General features: G+C 71.6%; 19 protein-coding genes. 5 read left to right on the plus strand and 14 right to left on the minus strand.

What is annotated here, in order from left to right; all coding sequences use genetic code 11:
- Nucleotides 1–165 precede the first annotated feature (165 nt).
- Nucleotides 166–1,578: an MFS transporter gene (locus OG329_RS05175; RefSeq protein WP_405793126.1), complete on the plus strand. Its 1,413-nt coding sequence runs from the start codon at nt 166–168 to the stop codon at nt 1,576–1,578.
- Between the two features lie 179 nt (nt 1,579–1,757).
- Complete coding sequence (locus OG329_RS05180; protein ID WP_405793127.1) at nt 1,758–2,081, plus strand: hypothetical protein; 324 nt, start codon at nt 1,758–1,760, stop codon at nt 2,079–2,081.
- A gap of 34 nt (nt 2,082–2,115) precedes the next feature.
- On the opposite strand, the gene ligD is transcribed toward OG329_RS05180, so the two are convergent.
- Nucleotides 2,116–3,144 carry a non-homologous end-joining DNA ligase gene (ligD, locus tag OG329_RS05185; RefSeq protein ID WP_405793128.1) on the minus strand — a complete coding sequence of 343 codons (1,029 nt, stop codon included), beginning with the start codon at nt 3,142–3,144 and terminating at the stop codon, nt 2,116–2,118.
- Nucleotides 3,145–3,219: 75 nt separating this feature from the next.
- Here ligD and OG329_RS05190 point away from each other — a divergent pair, with 75 nt between their 5' ends.
- Nucleotides 3,220–4,284, plus strand: coding sequence for an ATP-dependent DNA ligase (locus OG329_RS05190; protein WP_405793129.1), 1,065 nt, complete (start codon nt 3,220–3,222; stop codon nt 4,282–4,284).
- A 19-nt stretch (nt 4,285–4,303) separates the two neighbouring features.
- On the opposite strand, the gene OG329_RS05195 is transcribed toward OG329_RS05190, so the two are convergent.
- The 4 genes from OG329_RS05195 to OG329_RS05210 all read right to left on the minus strand — a co-directional run bounded on the left by OG329_RS05195 (nt 4,304) and on the right by OG329_RS05210 (nt 7,182).
- On the minus strand, nt 4,304–4,762 hold the full coding sequence (locus tag OG329_RS05195) for a YchJ family protein (RefSeq protein ID WP_405793130.1): 459 nt from the start codon (nt 4,760–4,762) through the stop codon (nt 4,304–4,306).
- A gap of 318 nt (nt 4,763–5,080) precedes the next feature.
- Nucleotides 5,081–5,878, minus strand: coding sequence for an SAM-dependent methyltransferase (locus OG329_RS05200; RefSeq protein WP_405793131.1), 798 nt, complete (start codon nt 5,876–5,878; stop codon nt 5,081–5,083).
- Nucleotides 5,879–6,084: 206 nt separating this feature from the next.
- Nucleotides 6,085–6,321: a DUF397 domain-containing protein gene (locus OG329_RS05205; RefSeq protein WP_405793132.1), complete on the minus strand. Its 237-nt coding sequence runs from the start codon at nt 6,319–6,321 to the stop codon at nt 6,085–6,087.
- On the minus strand, nt 6,322–7,182 hold the full coding sequence (locus OG329_RS05210) for a helix-turn-helix domain-containing protein (protein ID WP_405793133.1): 861 nt from the start codon (nt 7,180–7,182) through the stop codon (nt 6,322–6,324).
- 200 nt (nt 7,183–7,382) lie between these two features.
- Between OG329_RS05210 and OG329_RS05215 the strand changes: the two genes are divergently transcribed.
- Both OG329_RS05215 and OG329_RS05220 read left to right on the plus strand, forming a co-directional pair.
- Entirely contained in the window at nt 7,383–7,844 is a 462-nt protein-coding gene (locus tag OG329_RS05215) for an ATP-binding protein (RefSeq protein WP_405793134.1), read from the plus strand.
- Nucleotides 7,844–8,266 carry a hypothetical protein gene (locus OG329_RS05220; protein WP_405801659.1) on the plus strand — a complete coding sequence of 141 codons (423 nt, stop codon included), beginning with the start codon at nt 7,844–7,846 and terminating at the stop codon, nt 8,264–8,266. Before OG329_RS05215 ends, OG329_RS05220 begins: the two co-directional genes overlap by 1 nt.
- A 62-nt stretch (nt 8,267–8,328) precedes the next feature.
- On the opposite strand, the gene OG329_RS05225 is transcribed toward OG329_RS05220, so the two are convergent.
- From OG329_RS05225 to OG329_RS05265, 9 genes are all read right to left on the minus strand, one after another.
- Nucleotides 8,329–9,312 (minus strand): sugar kinase, encoded by a 984-nt coding sequence (locus OG329_RS05225; protein ID WP_405793135.1) that lies wholly within the window; start codon nt 9,310–9,312, stop codon nt 8,329–8,331.
- Nucleotides 9,309–9,968 (minus strand): bifunctional 4-hydroxy-2-oxoglutarate aldolase/2-dehydro-3-deoxy-phosphogluconate aldolase, encoded by a 660-nt coding sequence (locus OG329_RS05230; protein ID WP_405793136.1) that lies wholly within the window; start codon nt 9,966–9,968, stop codon nt 9,309–9,311. The genes OG329_RS05225 and OG329_RS05230 overlap by 4 nt, the downstream gene beginning before the upstream one ends.
- Nucleotides 9,969–10,009: 41 nt before the next feature.
- Nucleotides 10,010–10,849, minus strand: coding sequence for a hypothetical protein (locus OG329_RS05235; protein ID WP_405793137.1), 840 nt, complete (start codon nt 10,847–10,849; stop codon nt 10,010–10,012).
- Nucleotides 10,843–11,988, minus strand: a complete 1,146-nt coding sequence (dgoD, locus tag OG329_RS05240) for a galactonate dehydratase (protein ID WP_405793138.1) — start codon at nt 11,986–11,988, stop codon at nt 10,843–10,845. Before dgoD ends, OG329_RS05235 begins: the two co-directional genes overlap by 7 nt.
- A complete protein-coding gene (locus tag OG329_RS05245; RefSeq protein WP_405793139.1) occupies nt 11,985–12,740 on the minus strand; it encodes a FadR/GntR family transcriptional regulator in 756 nt (251 codons plus the stop codon). The genes dgoD and OG329_RS05245 overlap by 4 nt, the downstream gene beginning before the upstream one ends.
- A gap of 52 nt (nt 12,741–12,792) precedes the next feature.
- Entirely contained in the window at nt 12,793–13,551 is a 759-nt protein-coding gene (locus OG329_RS05250) for an SDR family NAD(P)-dependent oxidoreductase (RefSeq protein WP_405793140.1), read from the minus strand.
- A gap of 70 nt (nt 13,552–13,621) precedes the next feature.
- Nucleotides 13,622–15,772 carry an alpha-galactosidase gene (locus OG329_RS05255; RefSeq protein ID WP_405793141.1) on the minus strand — a complete coding sequence of 717 codons (2,151 nt, stop codon included), beginning with the start codon at nt 15,770–15,772 and terminating at the stop codon, nt 13,622–13,624.
- Complete coding sequence (locus tag OG329_RS05260) at nt 15,769–16,623, minus strand: carbohydrate ABC transporter permease (protein ID WP_405793142.1); 855 nt, start codon at nt 16,621–16,623, stop codon at nt 15,769–15,771. Before OG329_RS05260 ends, OG329_RS05255 begins: the two co-directional genes overlap by 4 nt.
- The gene (locus OG329_RS05265; protein ID WP_405793143.1) at nt 16,623–17,567 is read right to left on the minus strand and encodes a carbohydrate ABC transporter permease; all 945 of its coding nucleotides are present in this window, start codon (nt 17,565–17,567) and stop codon (nt 16,623–16,625) included. Before OG329_RS05265 ends, OG329_RS05260 begins: the two co-directional genes overlap by 1 nt.

Below are 17,567 nucleotides of genomic sequence, written 5' to 3' on the forward strand. Positions count from 1 at the left end.
GGAGCATCCTGAGAAGGACGCTTCAGTAGGAGGATGAGCCGACAGAAGTGCCCCTTCCCTTACGGGGAGGGGCACTTCGCCGTTCGCGGCAGGTCCGCGGGTGGGTGCGGGCCAGGAAGAAAATAGCTGGCGAGGGCACGGGAAGCGCGTATAGCTTGAGCGCCCGTGACTGATCAACTGAAGGTGACGTCCGGGGCGCCGGGGCCCGTCGAGGCCGAACCGGCCGCCGAGGAGGGCCTGTTCTCCGGCAGGTACGCCTCCGTCACCGTCGGTTTCGCCGTGGTGATGTTCCTGACCGGATTCGCCGCGCTCGCCGTGATGCCCATCCTGCCGGCCGCCGCGCGCGATCTGGACGGGGTGTCGCTGTATCCGCTGGTGGCCGGCTGCTTCGTGGCCGCGAGCCTGCTGGGCGGGGTACTCGGCGGCTACTGGGCGGACCGCGCCGGGGCGCGGCGTCCGCTGGCGGCGGGCGTGGTGCTGTCCGTGCTCACCCTGCTGGTCTCCGCGACCAGCGGCTCCGTCTGGCAGTTGGCCGCCGGGCGCTTCCTGGACGGGCTCGCGGGCGGCATGGTGGCGGTGGCGGTCAACACCGCCGTGGCCCAGGCGTATCCGGAGCGGCTACGCGCGCGCGTACTGGCCCTGATGAGCACCTGCTGGCTCGTGCCCTCGCTGGTGGGACCGCCGCTGGCGGGGCTGGTCGTCACCTGGTGGTCCTGGCGCGCCGTGTTCTTCGGTCTGGCCGCGCTGACCGTGCTTCCGGCGGTGGCGGTGGTGTTCCTGCTGCGCGGCCGGGCCTGGCGGGCCGCGCCACTGCCGGCCGAGGACCGGCCGCCACGCCCGGCGCTGACGGTCGCGCTCGCGGTGAGCCTGGGCGCCGCGCTGGGGCAGTACGGCGTCTCCGGCTGGGATACCCGGCGGATGCTGTGCGCGGTGGCCGGGCTCGCGCTGATGGCGGTGTTCGCGGCCCGGCTGCTGCCACCGGGCACCTGGCGGGCCGGCCGGGGGCTGCCGGCCACGGCCCTGCTGCGCGGCCTGAGTTCGGGCGCCTTCTTCACGCTGGAGGCGTTCGTGCCGCTGTTCCTGATCAGCGACGAGAGCGTGCCCGCCGTGGTGACGGGGCTGGCGTTCACGGGCGCCGCCGTGGGCTGGGCCGCCTCATCCTGGGTGCAGGCCCATACGCTGGCGCACTGGCCGCGGCACCGTCTGGTGGCCACCGGGGCGCTGGTGATGGCGCTGGCCGCCGCGCTGGCGGTCGTCGGGACGCTGCCGGCGACGCATCCGTACATCGCCGCGTCGTCCATGGTCGTGGCGGCGCTCGGGATGGGCCTGCTGGCTCCCTCGGTGACGCTGCTCTCGCTCGTACACAGCCCGCCGGGCCGGCAGGGGTACGCGAGCAGTGCGCTCCAGACGACCCAGAACCTGGGCCAGATCGCGGTGTTGGGCCTGGGCTCGGCCCTCTTCAACGGCTTCCTGGCGGCGGACGCGGAGGGTGCGGCGTACGGGGCGGTGTTCGGGATGCTGATCGCGCCGAGCCTCCTGATCGCCCTGCTCGCGTCCCGCGCGCGGGACGTCGAGTAGGCCGGCCCTGTCCGGGGGGTCGGGCGGTCGCGTGGGCAGGGTTTACGGGGCGAGGGATCGCTCCCGCGGGTGAGGCGGGATCGTTTCCTCCACGGCCGTTCGGGTGACGGCCGTCCTGTCGGCGTATCCGCGCGGACACACTGGCTGCCCGCCAGGACGTCACCCGAAGGAGCAATGCCGTGAAGAACCTCCCAAACCTCCGAAAGGCGCTGGCTGTCGCCGTCGCCGCCACAGCTCTGTGCACCGTCTTCTCGACGCCCGCCCAGGCCGCGCGAGGATCCTTCGCCTATCGCGTGAACGGCTGGGGGCATGAGCTGAACGATCCCGAGGACGGTCGCTGCTACAACACGCAGGCGGAAGCCAATGAAGCGGCCAACCACACCAACCGCACCGCCGTTCTGTTCAGGGGGACGGACTGCCCCGACGGTGCGATCGTGACCTTTGTCGAGCCGGGTCAGGGGGCGCCCGACCGCTTCCGTTCGGTGAGGTTCCTCAGCTCCTGAGGTCCCGAGGTCCTGAGGTCCTGAGGTCCTGGGATCAACCCTCGGGAGGGGCCTCGCGCGCCCGGCTCGGTTGGACCCGTTTCGGCTCGCCCGGCATCTTCGGATAGTCCGGCGGGTACGGCAGATCACCGTGGCCGTGGTCCCGCTCGTCCCGCGCCGCCAGCTCCAGCAGACCCTCCAGGCTGTACGCCTCGGCATCCATGTCCGCGTGTACGTCGCCGAGTTCGGCGAAGCGGGCCGGCATCGTCGCGATGTCGAAGTCGCGCGGGGCGACGTCGTCCAGCTCGTCCCAGCGCAGCGGCGCGGAGACCGTGGCGTACTCGTTGGGGCGTACGGAGTAGGCCGACGCGATGGTGCGGTCGCGCGCCGTCTGGTTGTAGTCCACGAAGATCCGCTCGCCGCGCTCCTCCTTCCACCACGCCGTGGTCACGCGGCCCGGCATGCGCCGCTCCAGCTCCCGGCCGACGGCGATCGCGGCGCGCCGTACCTGCGTGAAGGTCCAGCGCGGTTCGATCGGCACGAACACGTGCAGCCCGCGTCCGCCGGAGGTCTTGGGCCTGCCGTGCAGACCTTGCTCGTCCAGCAGCCCGTGCAGTTCGTGGGCGGCCCGGACGGCGTCGTGGAAGTCGGTGCCCGGCTGCGGGTCCAGGTCGATGCGCAGCTCGTCGGGGTGCTCGGTGTCACCCCGCCGTACGGGCCAGGGGTGGAAGGTCAGCGTGCCGAGATTGGCCGCCCAGAGCACGGCGGCCGGTTCGGTGGGGCAGATCTCGTCGGCGGTGCGTCCGCTGGGGAAGGCGATACGGGCGGTGGGGATCCAGTCGGGCAGGTTCTTCGGTGCCCGCTTCTGGTAGAAGGACTCGCCGGCGATGCCCTCGATGTAGCGCTGGAGGGTGGTGGGCCGGTTCCGAAGGGCGCGGGTGATCCCCTCCCCCACCGCGATGTAGTACTGGGCGACGTCCAGCTTGGTGAAGCCCCGCTCGGGAAAGTAGATCTTGCCGGGGCTGGACAGCCGTACGGTCCGCCCGCCGACCTCCAGCTCCATCGCCGCGCCCTTGCTCGCCATACGCGCCACCGTAGGCCGGGCTCCCCCGGCCCGCATATCGGGCGGACGGGCCTCGTTCCGCGCACAATCGGGGGCATGGATCTGCCGGTGATGCCTCCGACGAAACCGATGCTGGCCAAGGCCGTGGCGAAAATCCCGCCCGGTATGCAGTACGAGGCCAAGTGGGACGGCTTCCGTGCGCTGATCCACCGGGACGGCGACGAAGTGGTGATCGGCAGCAGGAACGGCAAGCCGCTGACCCGCTACTTCCCCGAGCTGGTCACCGCCTTCCTGCGCGAGCTGCCGGAGCGGTGCGTGGTCGACGGCGAGATCGTGATCGCGTACGAGGGCCGGCTCGACTTCGACCGGCTCAGCGAGCGCATCCACCCGGCGGACTCACGGGTGCGGACGCTCGCCGAGCGGACCCCGGCGAGTTTCGTCGCCTTCGACCTGCTGGCGCTGGGCGACCGGTCGCTGCTGTCCACCGCGCAGTCCGAGCGCCGTACCGCCCTCGTCGACGCTCTCGGCGGTGTCTCGGCCCCCGTCCATCTGGCACCGGCCACCACGGACGTGGAGCTGGCCCAGGAGTGGTTCCGGCGCTACGAGGGCGCGGGGCTGGACGGGGTGGTCGCCAAGCCGCTGGATCTGCCGTACCGGTCGGACGTACGGGTGATGTACAAGATCAAGCACGAGCGGACGGCGGACGTGGTCGTGGCCGGATACCGCTTCCACAAGAGCGGTCCGGTCGTCGGCTCCCTGCTGCTCGGCCTGTACGACCCGGCCGGGACGCTTCAGCACGTGGGGGTGTGCGCCGCGTTCTCGATGCAGCGCCGGGCCGAGCTGGTGGACGAGCTGGCGCCGCTGGTGATGGATTTTGCCGAGGGGCATCCGTGGGCCGCCTGGGCACGGGAGTCGGCCCACGAGAAGGCCAGGCTGCCCGGCGCGCCGAGCCGCTGGACGGGCAAGAAGGACCTGTCGTGGATCGCGGTGCGGCCGGAGCGGGTGTGCGAGGTGGCGTACGACCACATGGAGGGCGACCGCTTCCGGCACACGGCGCAGTTCCGCCGGTGGCGCCCGGACCGTACGCCCGAGGAGTGCACGTACGCGCAGTTGGAGGAGCCGGTGCGCTACGACCTGGCGGAGGTACTGGCCTCCGACTGAGGCCGGGGCGGGCCGCCGGCTACTGCACGAAGGTGCCCTCGACATAGACCCAGGCGCCGTCGTGGCGCTCGAACCGGCTGCGTTCGTGGAGCGCGCCCTCCTCGCCGCGTCGGGTGTAGCGGGCGCGGAAGGTGACGGTGCCGGTGGTGTGGAAGGCGCTGCCCTCGGTGGTGGCCAGGATCTCCAGGCCCGCCCAGCGCATCGCCGGGTCGGGATCGATCCGTGACGGGCGGGTGGCGGGGTGCCAACTGCTCAGCAGATAGGGCTCGTTCCCCACCGCGAAGGCGCTGTAGCGGGCGCGCGTCAGACGTTCGGCGGTGGGCGCCGCGGCGGTTCTCGCGTGGAACCGGCCGCAGCACTCTCCGTAGGAGGCGGGCAGTCCGCACAGACAGGGCGAGGCGTCTTGTGAGGCGTGCGAAGTCGCCGGGACGCGCGGGCTCGATGAGGTACGTGTGGGGCGTGTGGTGCGTCGGGCCATCCGTACATTGTGCCCGCCCGCCGGGCGACGGCCGGGGAGGGGAGGGCCGGGAAGGGCTTCGGAGGGCCGCTGGGCGGTCGCGCGGTCTGTCCGCGCCCGCTCGGGCCGCCCGGACCGTCCCGGCGCTGTGACGTGGCGCACACGCGGTTCGCGGGTACGGGGCACAGTGGCCGGTCCGGACCGGGAAACACCTCGGCGCCGCAACACCCCCCGAGAGTGCCGCGGCGCCGAGGCGCTTGCCCGCCCGGACCCCCGCCGGTCCGGACCGCGTGGGTCCTGTGTTCGTGCCGTGTCGTTCTTCTGTCCCGCCGCCCGGTGTCAGGGCTTGCGGGCCACGCCCACGAATCCGGCGATCAGCCCGTCGCCCGGGACGGGGACGACCTCGCCCAGCTCCGGTCGCCATTCGGCCACCAGGGAGACACCCGGGTCGACAAGTTCGAGCCCCTCGAAGAACTGGCCGATCTCGTCACGCGAGCGCAGCGCGAGCGGCACACCCTTGGCCTTGTAGAGCGCGGCAGCCTTCTCCGAGCCCTCCGGGTCGAACTCACCCGTCGTGTGGGAGATCACCAGATAGCTGCCGGACGCCAGCGGTGCGAGCAGCTTGCGCACCAGCTCGTGCGCGCCGTCCTCGTCCGGGACGAAGTGCAGCAGCGCGATGAGGGACAGGGCGACCGGCTTGTCGAAGTCCAGGACCTTGCCGGCCTGTTCGACGATCCTGTCGGGTTCGCGCGCGTCGGCCTGGATGTAGTCGGTCAGTCCCTCGGGGCTGCTGCGCAGCAGCGCCTCCGCGTGCCGCAGCACGATGGGGTCGTTGTCGGTGTAGACGACGCGCGAGTCGGCGGCGACCTCCTGCGCTATCTGGTGCAGGTTGGGCTCGGTCGGAATGCCCGTACCGATGTCGAGGTACTGGCGCACGCCCGCCGCGCCGAGCCAGCGGGTGGCCCGGTGCATGAACGCCCGGTTGCACTTGGCCATCTCCCGGCCGAGCGGGTTGAGTTCGAGGAGCTGCCGCGCCATCTCCTCGTCGACGGGATAGTTGTCCTTGCCGCCCAGGAACCAGTCGTACATCCGGGCAGGGTGCGGCTTGCTCGTGTCGATGGGGTCATGCCCGGTCATGTGCGCTCCATGAGTCTCAGCGTCGCTGGCAAGAACAGGGGGAAGAACAGTCGCAAGGAACAGATGAGTTCAGATCCGATCAGGGCTGATCGGCTCCTACCAGGCGGGATCCGGCCGATCCGGACGCAGAGTTCACGTCACCTCGGGTCACGTCTGATCACTTCGGGTGATAGCGGGTCGAGTTCGGGTCAGGTCGGTCAGGTCGGTCAGGTCAGCAGGAAGTCGGCCTTGCCGGACTTGGCGCCTTGAATGAACGCGGCGATCTCACCGTGCGTGTAGATCAGCGCGGGGCCGTCAGGGTCGTTGGACTGGCGCACGGCGACTCTGCCGTCGGCCAGCTTCATGGCCTCGACGCAGTTGCCGCCGTTACCGCCGCTCCACGGCTTGTGCCAGCCTTCGGCGCCGAGGTCGGTGGCGGGCATGCCGTTGTATATCGGATCCATTCACAGCTCCTTGCGGACATCCTTCAGGATCTCCTTCGTGCCTTGTGCAGTCGCGGCCTGAGCCGCCATGCGGTCCAAGACCTCGAGGTGGGTCGCCACCTCGGGACGCGCGTCGAGATAGACCGCGCCGGTCAGGTACTCGCTGTAGATCATGTCGGGCAGTTCGGGCATGGCGAAACGGAAAAGCACGAACGGCCCGTACGTCCCGGGGTGGTGTCCGGCGGAGAACTCGGCGATCTGCAGCGTCACATTGGGCATCTCGGACGCGTCGATGAGCCGGTCGATCTGCTCGCGCATGATCTCTGGCGTCCCGACGGGACGGCGAAGCACCGTCTCGTCCATGATCACCCACAATTTGGGTGCGTCCGACCGCGTGAGCAGGGACTGGCGTCGCATACGCAGTGCCACATGCCGTTCGATGGCCTCCGGCTGGACCTGCCCCACGGCGCCGGCGTGCATGACCGACAGCGCGTAGCCCTCCGTCTGGAGGAGCCCCGGCACGAAGTGCGGTTCGTACGACCTGACCAGGGAGGCGGCGCCTTCCAGGCTGACGTACATACTGAACCAGTCCGGCAGGATGTCGTGGAACCGCTGCCACCAGCCGGGCTTGTTGGCCTCCTCGGTCAGCTCGACGAAGGCGTTCGCCTCGTCGTCACCGACTCCGTAGGCCCGCAGGAGTACCTGCACATAGGGGACTTTGAGCGTGACCTCGGCGGTCTCCATCCTGCGGACAGTGGCCGCCGCCACCCGGAGAAGCTTCGCGGCTTCCTCGCGTTTCAGGCCGGCTCTCTCGCGCAGATCCATCAGACGCTTGCCGAGTACGACCTGTCCCACGGTCGGGGCAGACCGCGGTTCACTCACTTTGGAACCTCCCCATGCACGGTTGTGAGAAGTGTGCCATGTCCTCGCCAGTAAGAACACGGCACTCTGAAAATTTCACAGTGCTACTTGCCAAGTGTCTCGCACGGGGGGAGAGTGGTTCGGTGAACCAGTTCCCGCAGTTGTCGTGCTCCGCCCGGAGGTTTCGCACGGTGCTGCTTCCCCACCGTTAGGAATCGGTCGTGGCACCTGGTAACGCGCTCACCCCCTCGCTGATGACCGTGTGCCCTGGCAACGTTGTCCGCCGTTACGGCTTCGCACTACCCGCCCACGCCGAGTCCGTCTGTCGTGCCAGACAGCTCACGCGGGACCGGCTTGACCGGTGGGGCACCACGGAAGACACGCGTGAGACGGCGATCCTCATCGTTTCGGAACTGGTCACGAACGCCGTCGTCCACGCGCCCGGCGACCATGTCATCTGCGAATTGCGCGAAGGGGACGGCCGGCTGCACATAGCGGTCGAGGACCAGGGTTTCGGCCCCACCGGTCCGCAGCTTCACCGGGTGTCCGACGACGAGGGCGGCCGGGGTCTGCTCCTCGTGGACTCCATGAGCAGTTGCTGGGGAACGCACGACACGTCCGGTTACGGCGCCGGGCGTGTCGTATGGGCGGAGCTGCCGCACGAGGCGGGGCAACCGTGCTGATGCGTACGATGCGCCGGTTCGCCCGCGGGCCGCGTCACGAAGGAAGCGGAGTCGCGCAACTGCCGCTGCCGCCGACCCTGCCCGCCTCGCTCGGCTGTGACGCGGTGGGCATCCCCGCGAGGCACGGATTCCGGCTCATGGGCAGGCTGCCCAGTACCGGCTGCGTATTCGCCGACCAGGAGTGGTGGTGGTGGATCGTCCCGGCCGGCTCGGATCTCGAGCTGGACTGGCCTCTGCCCGCGCGTTACGTCTCCGGCACCCGGGTCCCGGCCCAGCGGCCCCGGCTGATCCACTGGCCGGACGCCCCCACGCCGTACACCCCGCCGATCCCCTTCTACCTGATGGTCTGCCAGCTTTCGGGGACCACGCCTACGTGGGAGGCGCAGCCGCAGGGAGAGATCCCCGTGCGGCAGCGCGGCTGACCGCCTCCTAAGGAGGGCGGAGCCTCGGGCCTCCTTCTTAGGACAGCTCGTTTCGCCGGCAGTCATACGGTCAGCGCGTTCCAGGCCGTCTCGTCGGCCGCCAGCAGTTCCCGCGTCCGGTGCGGTGGTGGCAGTGGGCCGTGGTCGGCCGTGACGCGCAGGGCGGAAGCCGCCGTCAGATGGCCGAGGCGCAGGGCGCGTACGGGATCGCCGTACCGCAGCAGACCCGCCAGGAAGCCTCCGGCGAACGCGTCGCCCGCGCCCACCGGCTCGATCACCCGCACCTTCGGTGCCCGCACGGTGTACGTGTCGGGGCCCACGTACGCGGTGGCCGCCCGCGCCCCGTCCTTGACCACCAGGACGCGCGGCTGCGGGAGCAGCGCGCGGACCTCGTCGGGACCCGTGTCGTCGGCCGGAGTTCCGCCCCAGAGCGTCTGCGCCTCGTCCAGTCCGACCAGGACGATGTCCGCGCGGGCCGCGAGAGACAGCAGGATCTCGGCCGCGGGCTCGGCACCCCAGAGCGCGGGGCGGTGGTTCACGTCGAAGCTCACGCCGTACGGCCGTTCGGCGCTCAGCGCCCGCTCCACCAGGGCGCGGCAGGACGCCGAGAGCGCCGGGGTGATCCCGGTGAGATGGACGAGCCCGGCGCCGCGCAGCGCGGGCTCGTCCAGGATCCCCGGCCCGAGGGCGGAGGCCGCCGATCCGGTGCGGTAGTAGTGGACGCCCGTCGCGTCCGTGCCCGGGTTCTTGACCAACAGGCCCGTGGGGCGCGCCGGATCGGTGCGTACGCCGGAGACGTCGACGCCCGACGCGGCGATCCGCTCCCGGACACGCCGTCCGAAGGGGTCGTCGCCCAGCGCGGACACCCAGCGGGTCCGCACCCCGTGGTCCGCCAGATACATCGCGACGTTCGACTCGGCGCCCGCGATGTCGAGCCGCAGCAGCTCGGCGGTGTCGAGCGGGGCGACCGGGTCGGGCGCCAGCGCCGCCATCGTCTCGCCGATACAGACGACCGGACCGGGGCGCGGCGGCGGAGCCGTACTCACCACTGGTCCTGAGGCGCGGCGCGTACGACGTCCAGGAAGGTGCGGGCGCGGGCGCGCAGGCCGTCGAGACCGGAGCCGCCCGCCGCGTGTGCCGTGTCCGCCGCGTCGCCGATGAGCGGGGATCCGACACCGACCGCGAGCGCGCCGGCGTTCAGATACGCCCTGGCGGCCTCGGCGTCGACGCCGCCGACCGGGACGAACGGCACGTCAGGGAAGGGGCCCCGGAGCGCGCGCAGACAGGCGGGTCCGCCCGCCTGGGCGGCGGGAAAGAGCTTCACGGCGCAGGCTCCGGCGCGCAGCGCGGCCACGGTCTCGGTGGGGGTCATCGCCCCGGCGAGTACGGGGAGTTGGAGCCCTCGCGCGGCGCCGACGCCTTCGCAGACGGCGGGGGTGACGACGAAGTCCGCGCCGGCGCGGTGGACGGCGTGCGCGTCGTCGGTGGTCAGGACGGTGCCCGCGCCGAGCGGTGCGTCCGGCCCGAGCGCGGCGCGGGCCTGCGCGATGACGTCCAGCGCGTCCCGCCCGGTGAGCGAGACCTCGACCAGTGCGACGCCCTCCTCGATCAGTGTCAGTACGGTGCTGAGCGCCGCCTCGGGGTCGTCGCCGCGCACGATGGCGACGAGTCGGTGGGCGCGCAGGGCGGCCGGCAGATCCACGGGTGGGTTCCTTCTTCCTTACACGTTCGTGGTGTTCTCGTTCATGGTCGCGGATCGCGTCCCGTGGTGACGGTCAGCCGCCAGCGGACCTCGCCCGATCCGGGGACCCGCGCGGCGTCGTGCTCACCGGCCGCCGCCAGGTCGAAGACCCGGCCGAGCATCGGTTCGACGCCGATGGAGCGGTACGGCGCGTCGGCGGGGAAGCCGCCGAGGTTGCGCCACAGGGCGACCGAGACGGGCTGTCCTTCGGCCTCGAGCGCGAGGTGCAAGGTGTCCCGCCCGGCGTGCCCGTCGCGTACGGACACCTCCGGGGCGGCGACGACCGCGCCCACGGCCGTGCCGTCGTCGGGGCCGAGCCGGTCGAGCGCCAGATCGTCGACCAGTGGCCAGGCGCCCGCGATCCAGCGCGCCCCGTCGTCCGGGTAGAGCCGGGTCGGCGCGCCGTGCCGGATGTCGACGGTGGCCAGGGGCGACACGTCCAGGAGCGCGTGCGCGGCCCACAGGAAGCGGTAGCCGGGCGCGGCCGTCAGCCGGTAGTCGGCGACGAGGCCGGCCGCCTCCCTGCGGATACGGCGCGAAAGGCGGAAGTCCGGGCAGTCGACGTACTCCTCGCCGGTCTCCTCGCCGGTCTCCTCGCCGGTCTCCTCGTCGCCGTCGCGGTGCCAGGGCCGGGACCACGCGTCGCCGTGGTCAGGGGTGCCGCGTACGGTCGGGACGCACTCCTCCAGGCCCCCGGCATCGGCGAAGGCGTCGCCCGGCGCGACGAGGGGACGGCGCGGCTCGTCGCGGCTCCACAGCCACTCCCGGCCGCCCACGCGCAGCGAGGTCCAGCGTCCGCCGTGCGCGCGGTCGGTCTCGGCGCGGACCGGCACGCTCACCATTCCGCGAACGAGCCGTCGCCGTGCCGCCAGACCGGGTTGCGCCAGGCGTGCCCGGTCCGGTCGGCGGCGCGTACGGCGTTCTCGTCGATCGTGACGCCGAGTCCGGGCAGCTCGGTGCGGTGGGCGTGGCCGTCGACAAAACGGAACGGCTCGGTGTCCATGACGTACGACAGCAGGTCCGCGTCCTTGTTGTAGTGCAGGCCCCTGCTCTGCTCCTGGATGAGGAAGTTCGGTGTGCAGAAGGCGACTTGCAGGCTGGCGGCCAGCGCGATCGGGCCGAGCGGGCAGTGCGGCGCCAACTGCGCTCCGTAGGTGTCGGCGAGCGAGGCGATGCGGTGCACCTCCGAGACGCCGCCGGCGTGCGAGAGGTCGGGCTGGGCGACGGCGATCCCGGCGGTGAGCGCGGGCAGGAACTCGGCCCGTCCGTAGAGCCGTTCACCGGTCGCGATGGGCACGGAGCTGGACGCGACAAGCCCGGCCAGCAGATGTCCGTGCTCGGGCAACAACGGCTCCTCCACGAACAGCGGGTGCAGCGGCGCCAGTTCGGACAGCACCCGGCGGGCGCCCGCCGGGCTGAACCGGCCGTGGAAGTCCACGGCGACGTCCCGGTGCGGACCGAGGGCGGCGCGCGCCGCCGCCACCCGCTCGACCACGGCGGCCGTCTCGGCGGGGCTGGTGATCGGGGACGTACGCCCGGCGGCGTTCATCTTCACGGCGGTGAAGCCCGCCTCGACCTGTGCGGTGACCTCCTCGGTGAGCCGGGCGGGTTCGTCGCCGCCGACCCACGCGTACACCCGCACCCGGTCCCTGACGGGGCCGCCGAGCAGGGCGTGCACCGGGGCGCCGTACGTCTTGCCCGCGATGTCCCACAGCGCCTGGTCGATCCCGGCGACGGCGCTGGAGAGCACCGGGCCGCCCCGGTAGAAGCCGCCCTTGGCCATGACCTGCCAGTGGTCCTGGATACGCGACGGGTCCTGGCCGACCAGGTATTCGGCGAGGACGTCCACGGCCGCCCGTACGACCTCCGCCCGGCCCTCGACCACGGGCTCGCCCCAGCCGACGGTGCCGTCGTCCGTCTCGATACGGCAGAACAGCCAGCGGGGCGGGACGAGGAACGTCTCCACGCGCACGATCTTCACTTGGCCTCGGGGCCTTTCGTCTCGGGAACGTCGGCCGGGCCGGACGTCCCGTGCACCTTGTCGAGGTCGCGGACCGCCTGGTCGAGCAGTGCCCGCATGGCCCGCTGGGCGGCGTCCGGGTCCTGGGCGCGTACGGCGTCCAGGACGGCGCGGTGGCTGGGCACCGGGTCCTCGCCGTGCGGTGAGGAGTGCACGATCCGGTCGCGGTGGGCGAGACCGGACTCGATGACCATCTCCATGCGTGTCAGCAGTTCGTTGTGGGTGGCGGCGAGGAGCGCGCGGTGGAAGGCGAGGTCGGCCTCGACCGCGTGCGCGGCTCCGCCGTCCCCCTCCCCCATCCGCGTCAACGCCGCTTCCAGCGCGGCGAGATCGGCGTCGGTGCGCCGCTCGGCCGCGAGCCGGACGGCGGCCGGTTCGACGATGCCGCGCACCTCGCCGAGGTTGCGCAGCAGGGCCAGGTCGGCGCCGGCGCTGGTCCCTTCGGCGAACTGCCAGCGCAGGACGTCGGCGTCGAGCAGGTTCCAGTCCGCGCGGGATCTGACGAACGTCCCCCGGCGCTGCCGCGCGTCGACCATTCCCTTGGCCGCGAGCACTTTCAGCGACTCGCGCAGGGCGGTCAGGCTGACGTCCAACTCGCGCTGCAGTTCCACGAGATCGAGGGTGGATCCCTCGGGGATCTCGCCGCTGAGCACCCGGCGCGCGAGAGTCTCCACGGTCTGGCCGTGCACTCCGCGGCGCGCGTATGGCGTCATGTGTCGTTCTGCCTTTCTGCTGGTCGTTCGTGGGCGGCGGTGGGTCGCGTGGTCAGGCCGATGACTTCACGACACTCCATCCGCCGTCCACGAGCAGACTCGATCCGGTGATGTAGGACGCCTCGTCGGCCGCCAGGAAGGCGATGGCCGCCGCGACCTCCTCGGGGGTGCCGAAGCGGCGCGCCGCCGTGCCCTCGACGCTGAGGGCGCGGTCCGCCGGTGGCACCCGGTCCCAGGCGGCGGTGAGGATCGGGCCCGGCAGTACGGCGTTGACGCGTATCTGCGGTCCGTACTCGACGGCGAGCTGTCCGCAGAGCGAGAGCAGCGCGCCTTTACTCGCCGCGTAGGCGGGGTGGCCGGGGATGCCCATGCGCGCGTGGACGGAGGACGTCAGCACCACGGCGCCGTGGTGGGCGCGCAGATCGGGCAGGACGGCGCGGAAGCCGAGGAAGGCGCCGGTGAGGTTGACGGCGAGCTGGCGTTCCCACGAGGCGAGGGTCGTCTCGTGGGCAGGGCTGACATCCACGGTGTAGGCGTTGCTGACAAGGACGCCGACGGGGCCGCGGCGGTGCGCGGCGGCCACGACGCGGTCCCAGTCGTCCTGTTCGGCGACATCGGCCCGTACGAAGTCCGCTCGGCCCCCCTTGTCGCGGATACCGGCGGCGACGAACTCGCCGTGCACGGTGTCGATGTCGGCGAGGATCACGGCGGCGCCCTCGGCGGCGAGGCGGGAGGCTGCGGCGGCCCCGATGCCCGACGCGGCTCCGGTGACCACGGCGACGCGGTCGTGGAAGCGGGCTGGTGCGTTCATGGTGCGGGTCGTCTCCTCGGGGTGCGGGGCCGCCGTCCGGCGTCCTGGGCGACTGTAGTGAGCGTGCGGGTCATGGGGTCGCGGCCGCCGGTCCGCCGGGGGCCAGCTCGGTGAGGACCACGAGTTCGGCGTCGTGGTCGGCGGTCCAGTGGAACGGCAGCCCCGTGTGCAGGAGATACCCGCCGCCGTACGCCGTACCGGACGCCTCGTCCAGGTAGTCGGCCGCCGCGTCGAGGCCGCGCAGCCGCAGCCGGGCCGGGCGTCCCGGCACCAGCGGTGCGCCGTCGAGGGGGCCGGTGTTCCAGGCGGTGACGACGGTGCGGGCACCGGCGCCCGATCCCCGCCCGTCTTCGTCGTACTGCACTCCGCAGGTCGGCTCGGCGGGTGAGTTCAGCAGCCGGATCTCGCCGTGGTGGACGATGTCGCGGATCTCCTTGTAGCGGGCCACCCAGCGCGCGGCCTCGGCGCGCTGGGCGTCCGTCCACTTCCGGATGTCGGCCCCGATGCCCAGGACACCGGACATGGCGCTGACGAAGCGGAAGGCGAGCGAGCGCGGCCGTGGGTCGAAGATTCCCGGCGCGTCGGTCACCCAGGAACTCATCGTGTGCGGGGCGTGGGCGTGCAGGTAGCCGTACTGGGTCGTGAGCCGGTCCAGTGGCGCGGTGTTGTCGCTGGGCCAGAGCACGTCCGTACGGGCGAGTGTGGCGTGGTCGATCCTGCCGCCGCCGCCCGCGCAGCCCTCGACGGTGACGTGCGGGTGCGCGGTCCGCAGATGGTCGAGTACGCGGAGGTAGCCGGTGACATGGGCGGCGTCGAGGTCCTGGCTCTCGACGGGGCGCGGGTCGCCGGGCCGGCCGCGTTCGGTCGGTGGGCGGTTCATGTCCCACTTGAGATAGCTGATGGCGTACGTGCCGAGCAGCCGGTCCAGCGTGCCGATGACGAAGTCCTGGACGTCGGTGCGGCCGAGGTCCAGCAGGAGCTGGTTGCGTACGAGCGTGACCGGGCGGCCGTCGACGCGGTAGACCCACTCGGGGTGTTCGGTGTGCGGGGCGGAGCCGGGGCTGACCGCCTCCGGTTCCACCCAGAGTCCGAAGTCCAGTCCCAGCTCCCGCACTTGGGCGATGAACCGGTCGAATCCGGCGGGGAACTTGGCCGGGTCGGGATACCAGTCGCCGAGGCCGCCCGTGTCGTCGTCACGGCCGGTGAACCAGCCGTCGTCGACGACGAACAGCTCGGCGCCGAGGCCGGCGGCGAGGCGCGCCAGCTCCAGTTGCCCGGTGGCCTCGACGTCGAAGCCGGTGGCCTCCCAGGAGTTGTAGAGCACCTGGCGCGGCCGGTGCAGCCGCTCGCCGGAGAGGTGGCGTTCGTAGCGGTGCCAGACCCGGGCGAGCCCTTCGAGCCCGTCCGGGCTGAAGGCGCAGGCGAGCCGGGGGGTGGTGAGCGTGGCACCGGGCGCGAGGCGTACGGCGCTCTCGTGGGGCAGCCGGCCCGCCCGGACGCGCAGGGCGCCGCCCGGCTCGGCGTCGGCGGTGATGCGCCAACTGCCGGGCCATTCAAGGGCGATGCCATAGGTGGGGGTGGCGCCCTCGGTCGGGTGCGCCGCGTCCTGGACGGCGAGCCACGGTGCGTACGCGTGGCCGGGGACAGCTTGGGCACTGGCCAACTCGAAGCGGCCACGGGTGAGTTCGAGCTGGGTGCGGCGGAATTCCTGCGACCACTGGCCGCAGAGGTAGGTGAGCCGCGCGGTGTCGGTGACGGGAATGTTCACGGCCGCCGAGTCGAAGCGTTCCAGGCGCAGTTCGGCGTCGCCCGTGCAGGTCAGTTCGGTCCAGCGGAGGATCACGTCGGTGCCGGGGACACTCTCGTAGCACAGCGTCGTGGTCAGTCCGAGGGTGTCGTCGGTGAAGACGAGACGCAGCGCGCGGTCACCGTCGGCGCTCGCGCCGGTGAAGCGCCACCACACGCCGCGCTCCTCGCCGGGGCGCTGCGCGACGAGGTCGGCGCCGGTGAACGGCCTTGGCCCGTACGGGATGTACTCGGCGGGGGCGGCGTCGGCAGGGGTGATGAAGTGTGTACGGCGCGACCAGTCGACGGGGGACGGTCCCCGCTCGGCGCCGTGCGGGCCCCAGGCGGCGAGTTCGGCCCACCCCTCGCCGGGGGCGAGGGTGACGGCGTACACGGTGTGCTCGGTGCGCAGCAACCATGGCTCGTGCGGGGTCATTTGACCGCTCCCAGATTGAGGCCGGCCACGAAGTGGCGCTGGAATCGCAGGAATACGACGACGGTCGGGGCCGCCGCGATGACGGAGCCCGCCGCGATCACGTTCCACATGGACACATACTGACCTTGGAGGCCGATGAGCGACGCGGTGATCGGCATCTGGCTGTCGGTCCTCAGGACGGTGATGGCCCACAGCAGATCGTTGAAGATCCAGGTGAAGGAGAGGGCGCTCAGCGCGGCGAGCGCGGGCCTGGTCAGCGGTAGCACGATGCGGGAGTAGATCTGCCAGGGGCTCGCGCCGTCGATCACCGCCGCCTGCTGGATCTCGACGGGGATGGACCGCATGAAGCCGTGGAGGACGAAGACGTAGAAGCCGACGCCGAAGCCGATCTGCACCCCGATGAGCGCGTACAGCGTGTCGTACAGGCCCAGTGTCTCGGTGATGCGGGAGACGGGGATGAGCAGGATCTGCGGCGGCAGCAGATTGCCGCCGAGCATGAGGAGCAACAGCGTGCGGCGCAGGGGCAGTTCGTAGCGGCTGAGGGCGAAGGCGGCCGTCGAGGCGAGCGCGAGGGTGGCGAGCACGGTCGGCACGGTGACGAGCATGCTGTTGATCAGCGCCCGCTGCTGACCGCCGTCGACCCATGCCTGACGGAAGCCGTCGAGGGTGAAGGAGTGCGGCAGGGCGCCGAGCCCGTTGGCGGCGATGTCGTCGAACGAGCGGACGCTGGTGACCAGTACGAGTGCGATGGGCAGCAGCCACAGCGCGGACAGGGTGCCGGCGCCGAGGTGGAAGCCTGCGGTCGCGAGCTTGCGGCGAGTGGCCGAGGTGGGTCCTGAGGTGGCGGACATCAGTCGGCCTCCCGGAAGGCTCGGACGAGGTAGGAGGCGATGACCCCGAAGGCCAGCACGAAGATCACGACCGCGAGGGCGGAGCCGTAGCCCAGTCGCAGCGACTGGAAGGCGGTGGAGTACATGTAGGTGGAGAGCAGTTCGGACGAGTGGTACGGGCCGCCACGGGTCAGCGCCCACACGACGTCGAACGAGCGCAGCGAGTCGATGACGATGACCGACAGGACGACGGCGTTGACGCCGCGCAGTTGCGGCAGGGTGATGTGCCTGAACCGCTGCCAGCGGTTCGCGCCGTCGACTTTCGACGCCTCGTGGAGCACCGGGTCGATGCCCTTGAGTCCGGCGATGTAGAGGATCATCACGTAGCCGATCTGGCGCCAGAGGGCGGGCACGATCACGGCGTACAGGGCGGTGTCCTGGTCGGCGAGCCAGGCGCGGGTGAGGCTGTCGAGACCGATGGCTTCCAGTGCCTGGTTGATCAGCCCGTCCGGCTGGTACATCGCCTGCCACACCAGGGCGGTGGCGACGAGCGAGAACACGACGGGCAGAAAGAGCGCGGCCCGGTAGAAGCCGACGCCGCGGCGCTCCTGCTGAAGGAGCAGCGCGGCGCCGAGGCCGAGGAGCGCGGAGAGCCCGCCGAACAGCAGCAGCCACAGGGCGGTGTCGAGCACGGCGGTACGGAAGACGGCGTCGCCGAACATCTCACGGAAGTTGCCAAGGCCGATGAAGCGGGGCGCGGAGACCCCGTCCCAGTCGGTCAGTGAGAGGTAGAAGCCCTGGACCGCCGGCCAGAACACCCAGAACGCCTCGGCGAGCAGGGGGACGAGGACGAAGGCGAGGACCACGGGCGGCACGCGGGTGGACCGATTACGGCGTGGTCGCTCGTTGTTCTCCGCCGGCCGCCCGCGCTCCTTCGCGGGTGTCTCGGTGACGACCGCCGACAT

The sequence above is a fragment of the Streptomyces sp. NBC_01506 genome (assembly GCF_045040295.1).
Classification (GTDB): Bacteria; Actinomycetota; Actinomycetes; order Streptomycetales; family Streptomycetaceae; genus Streptomyces.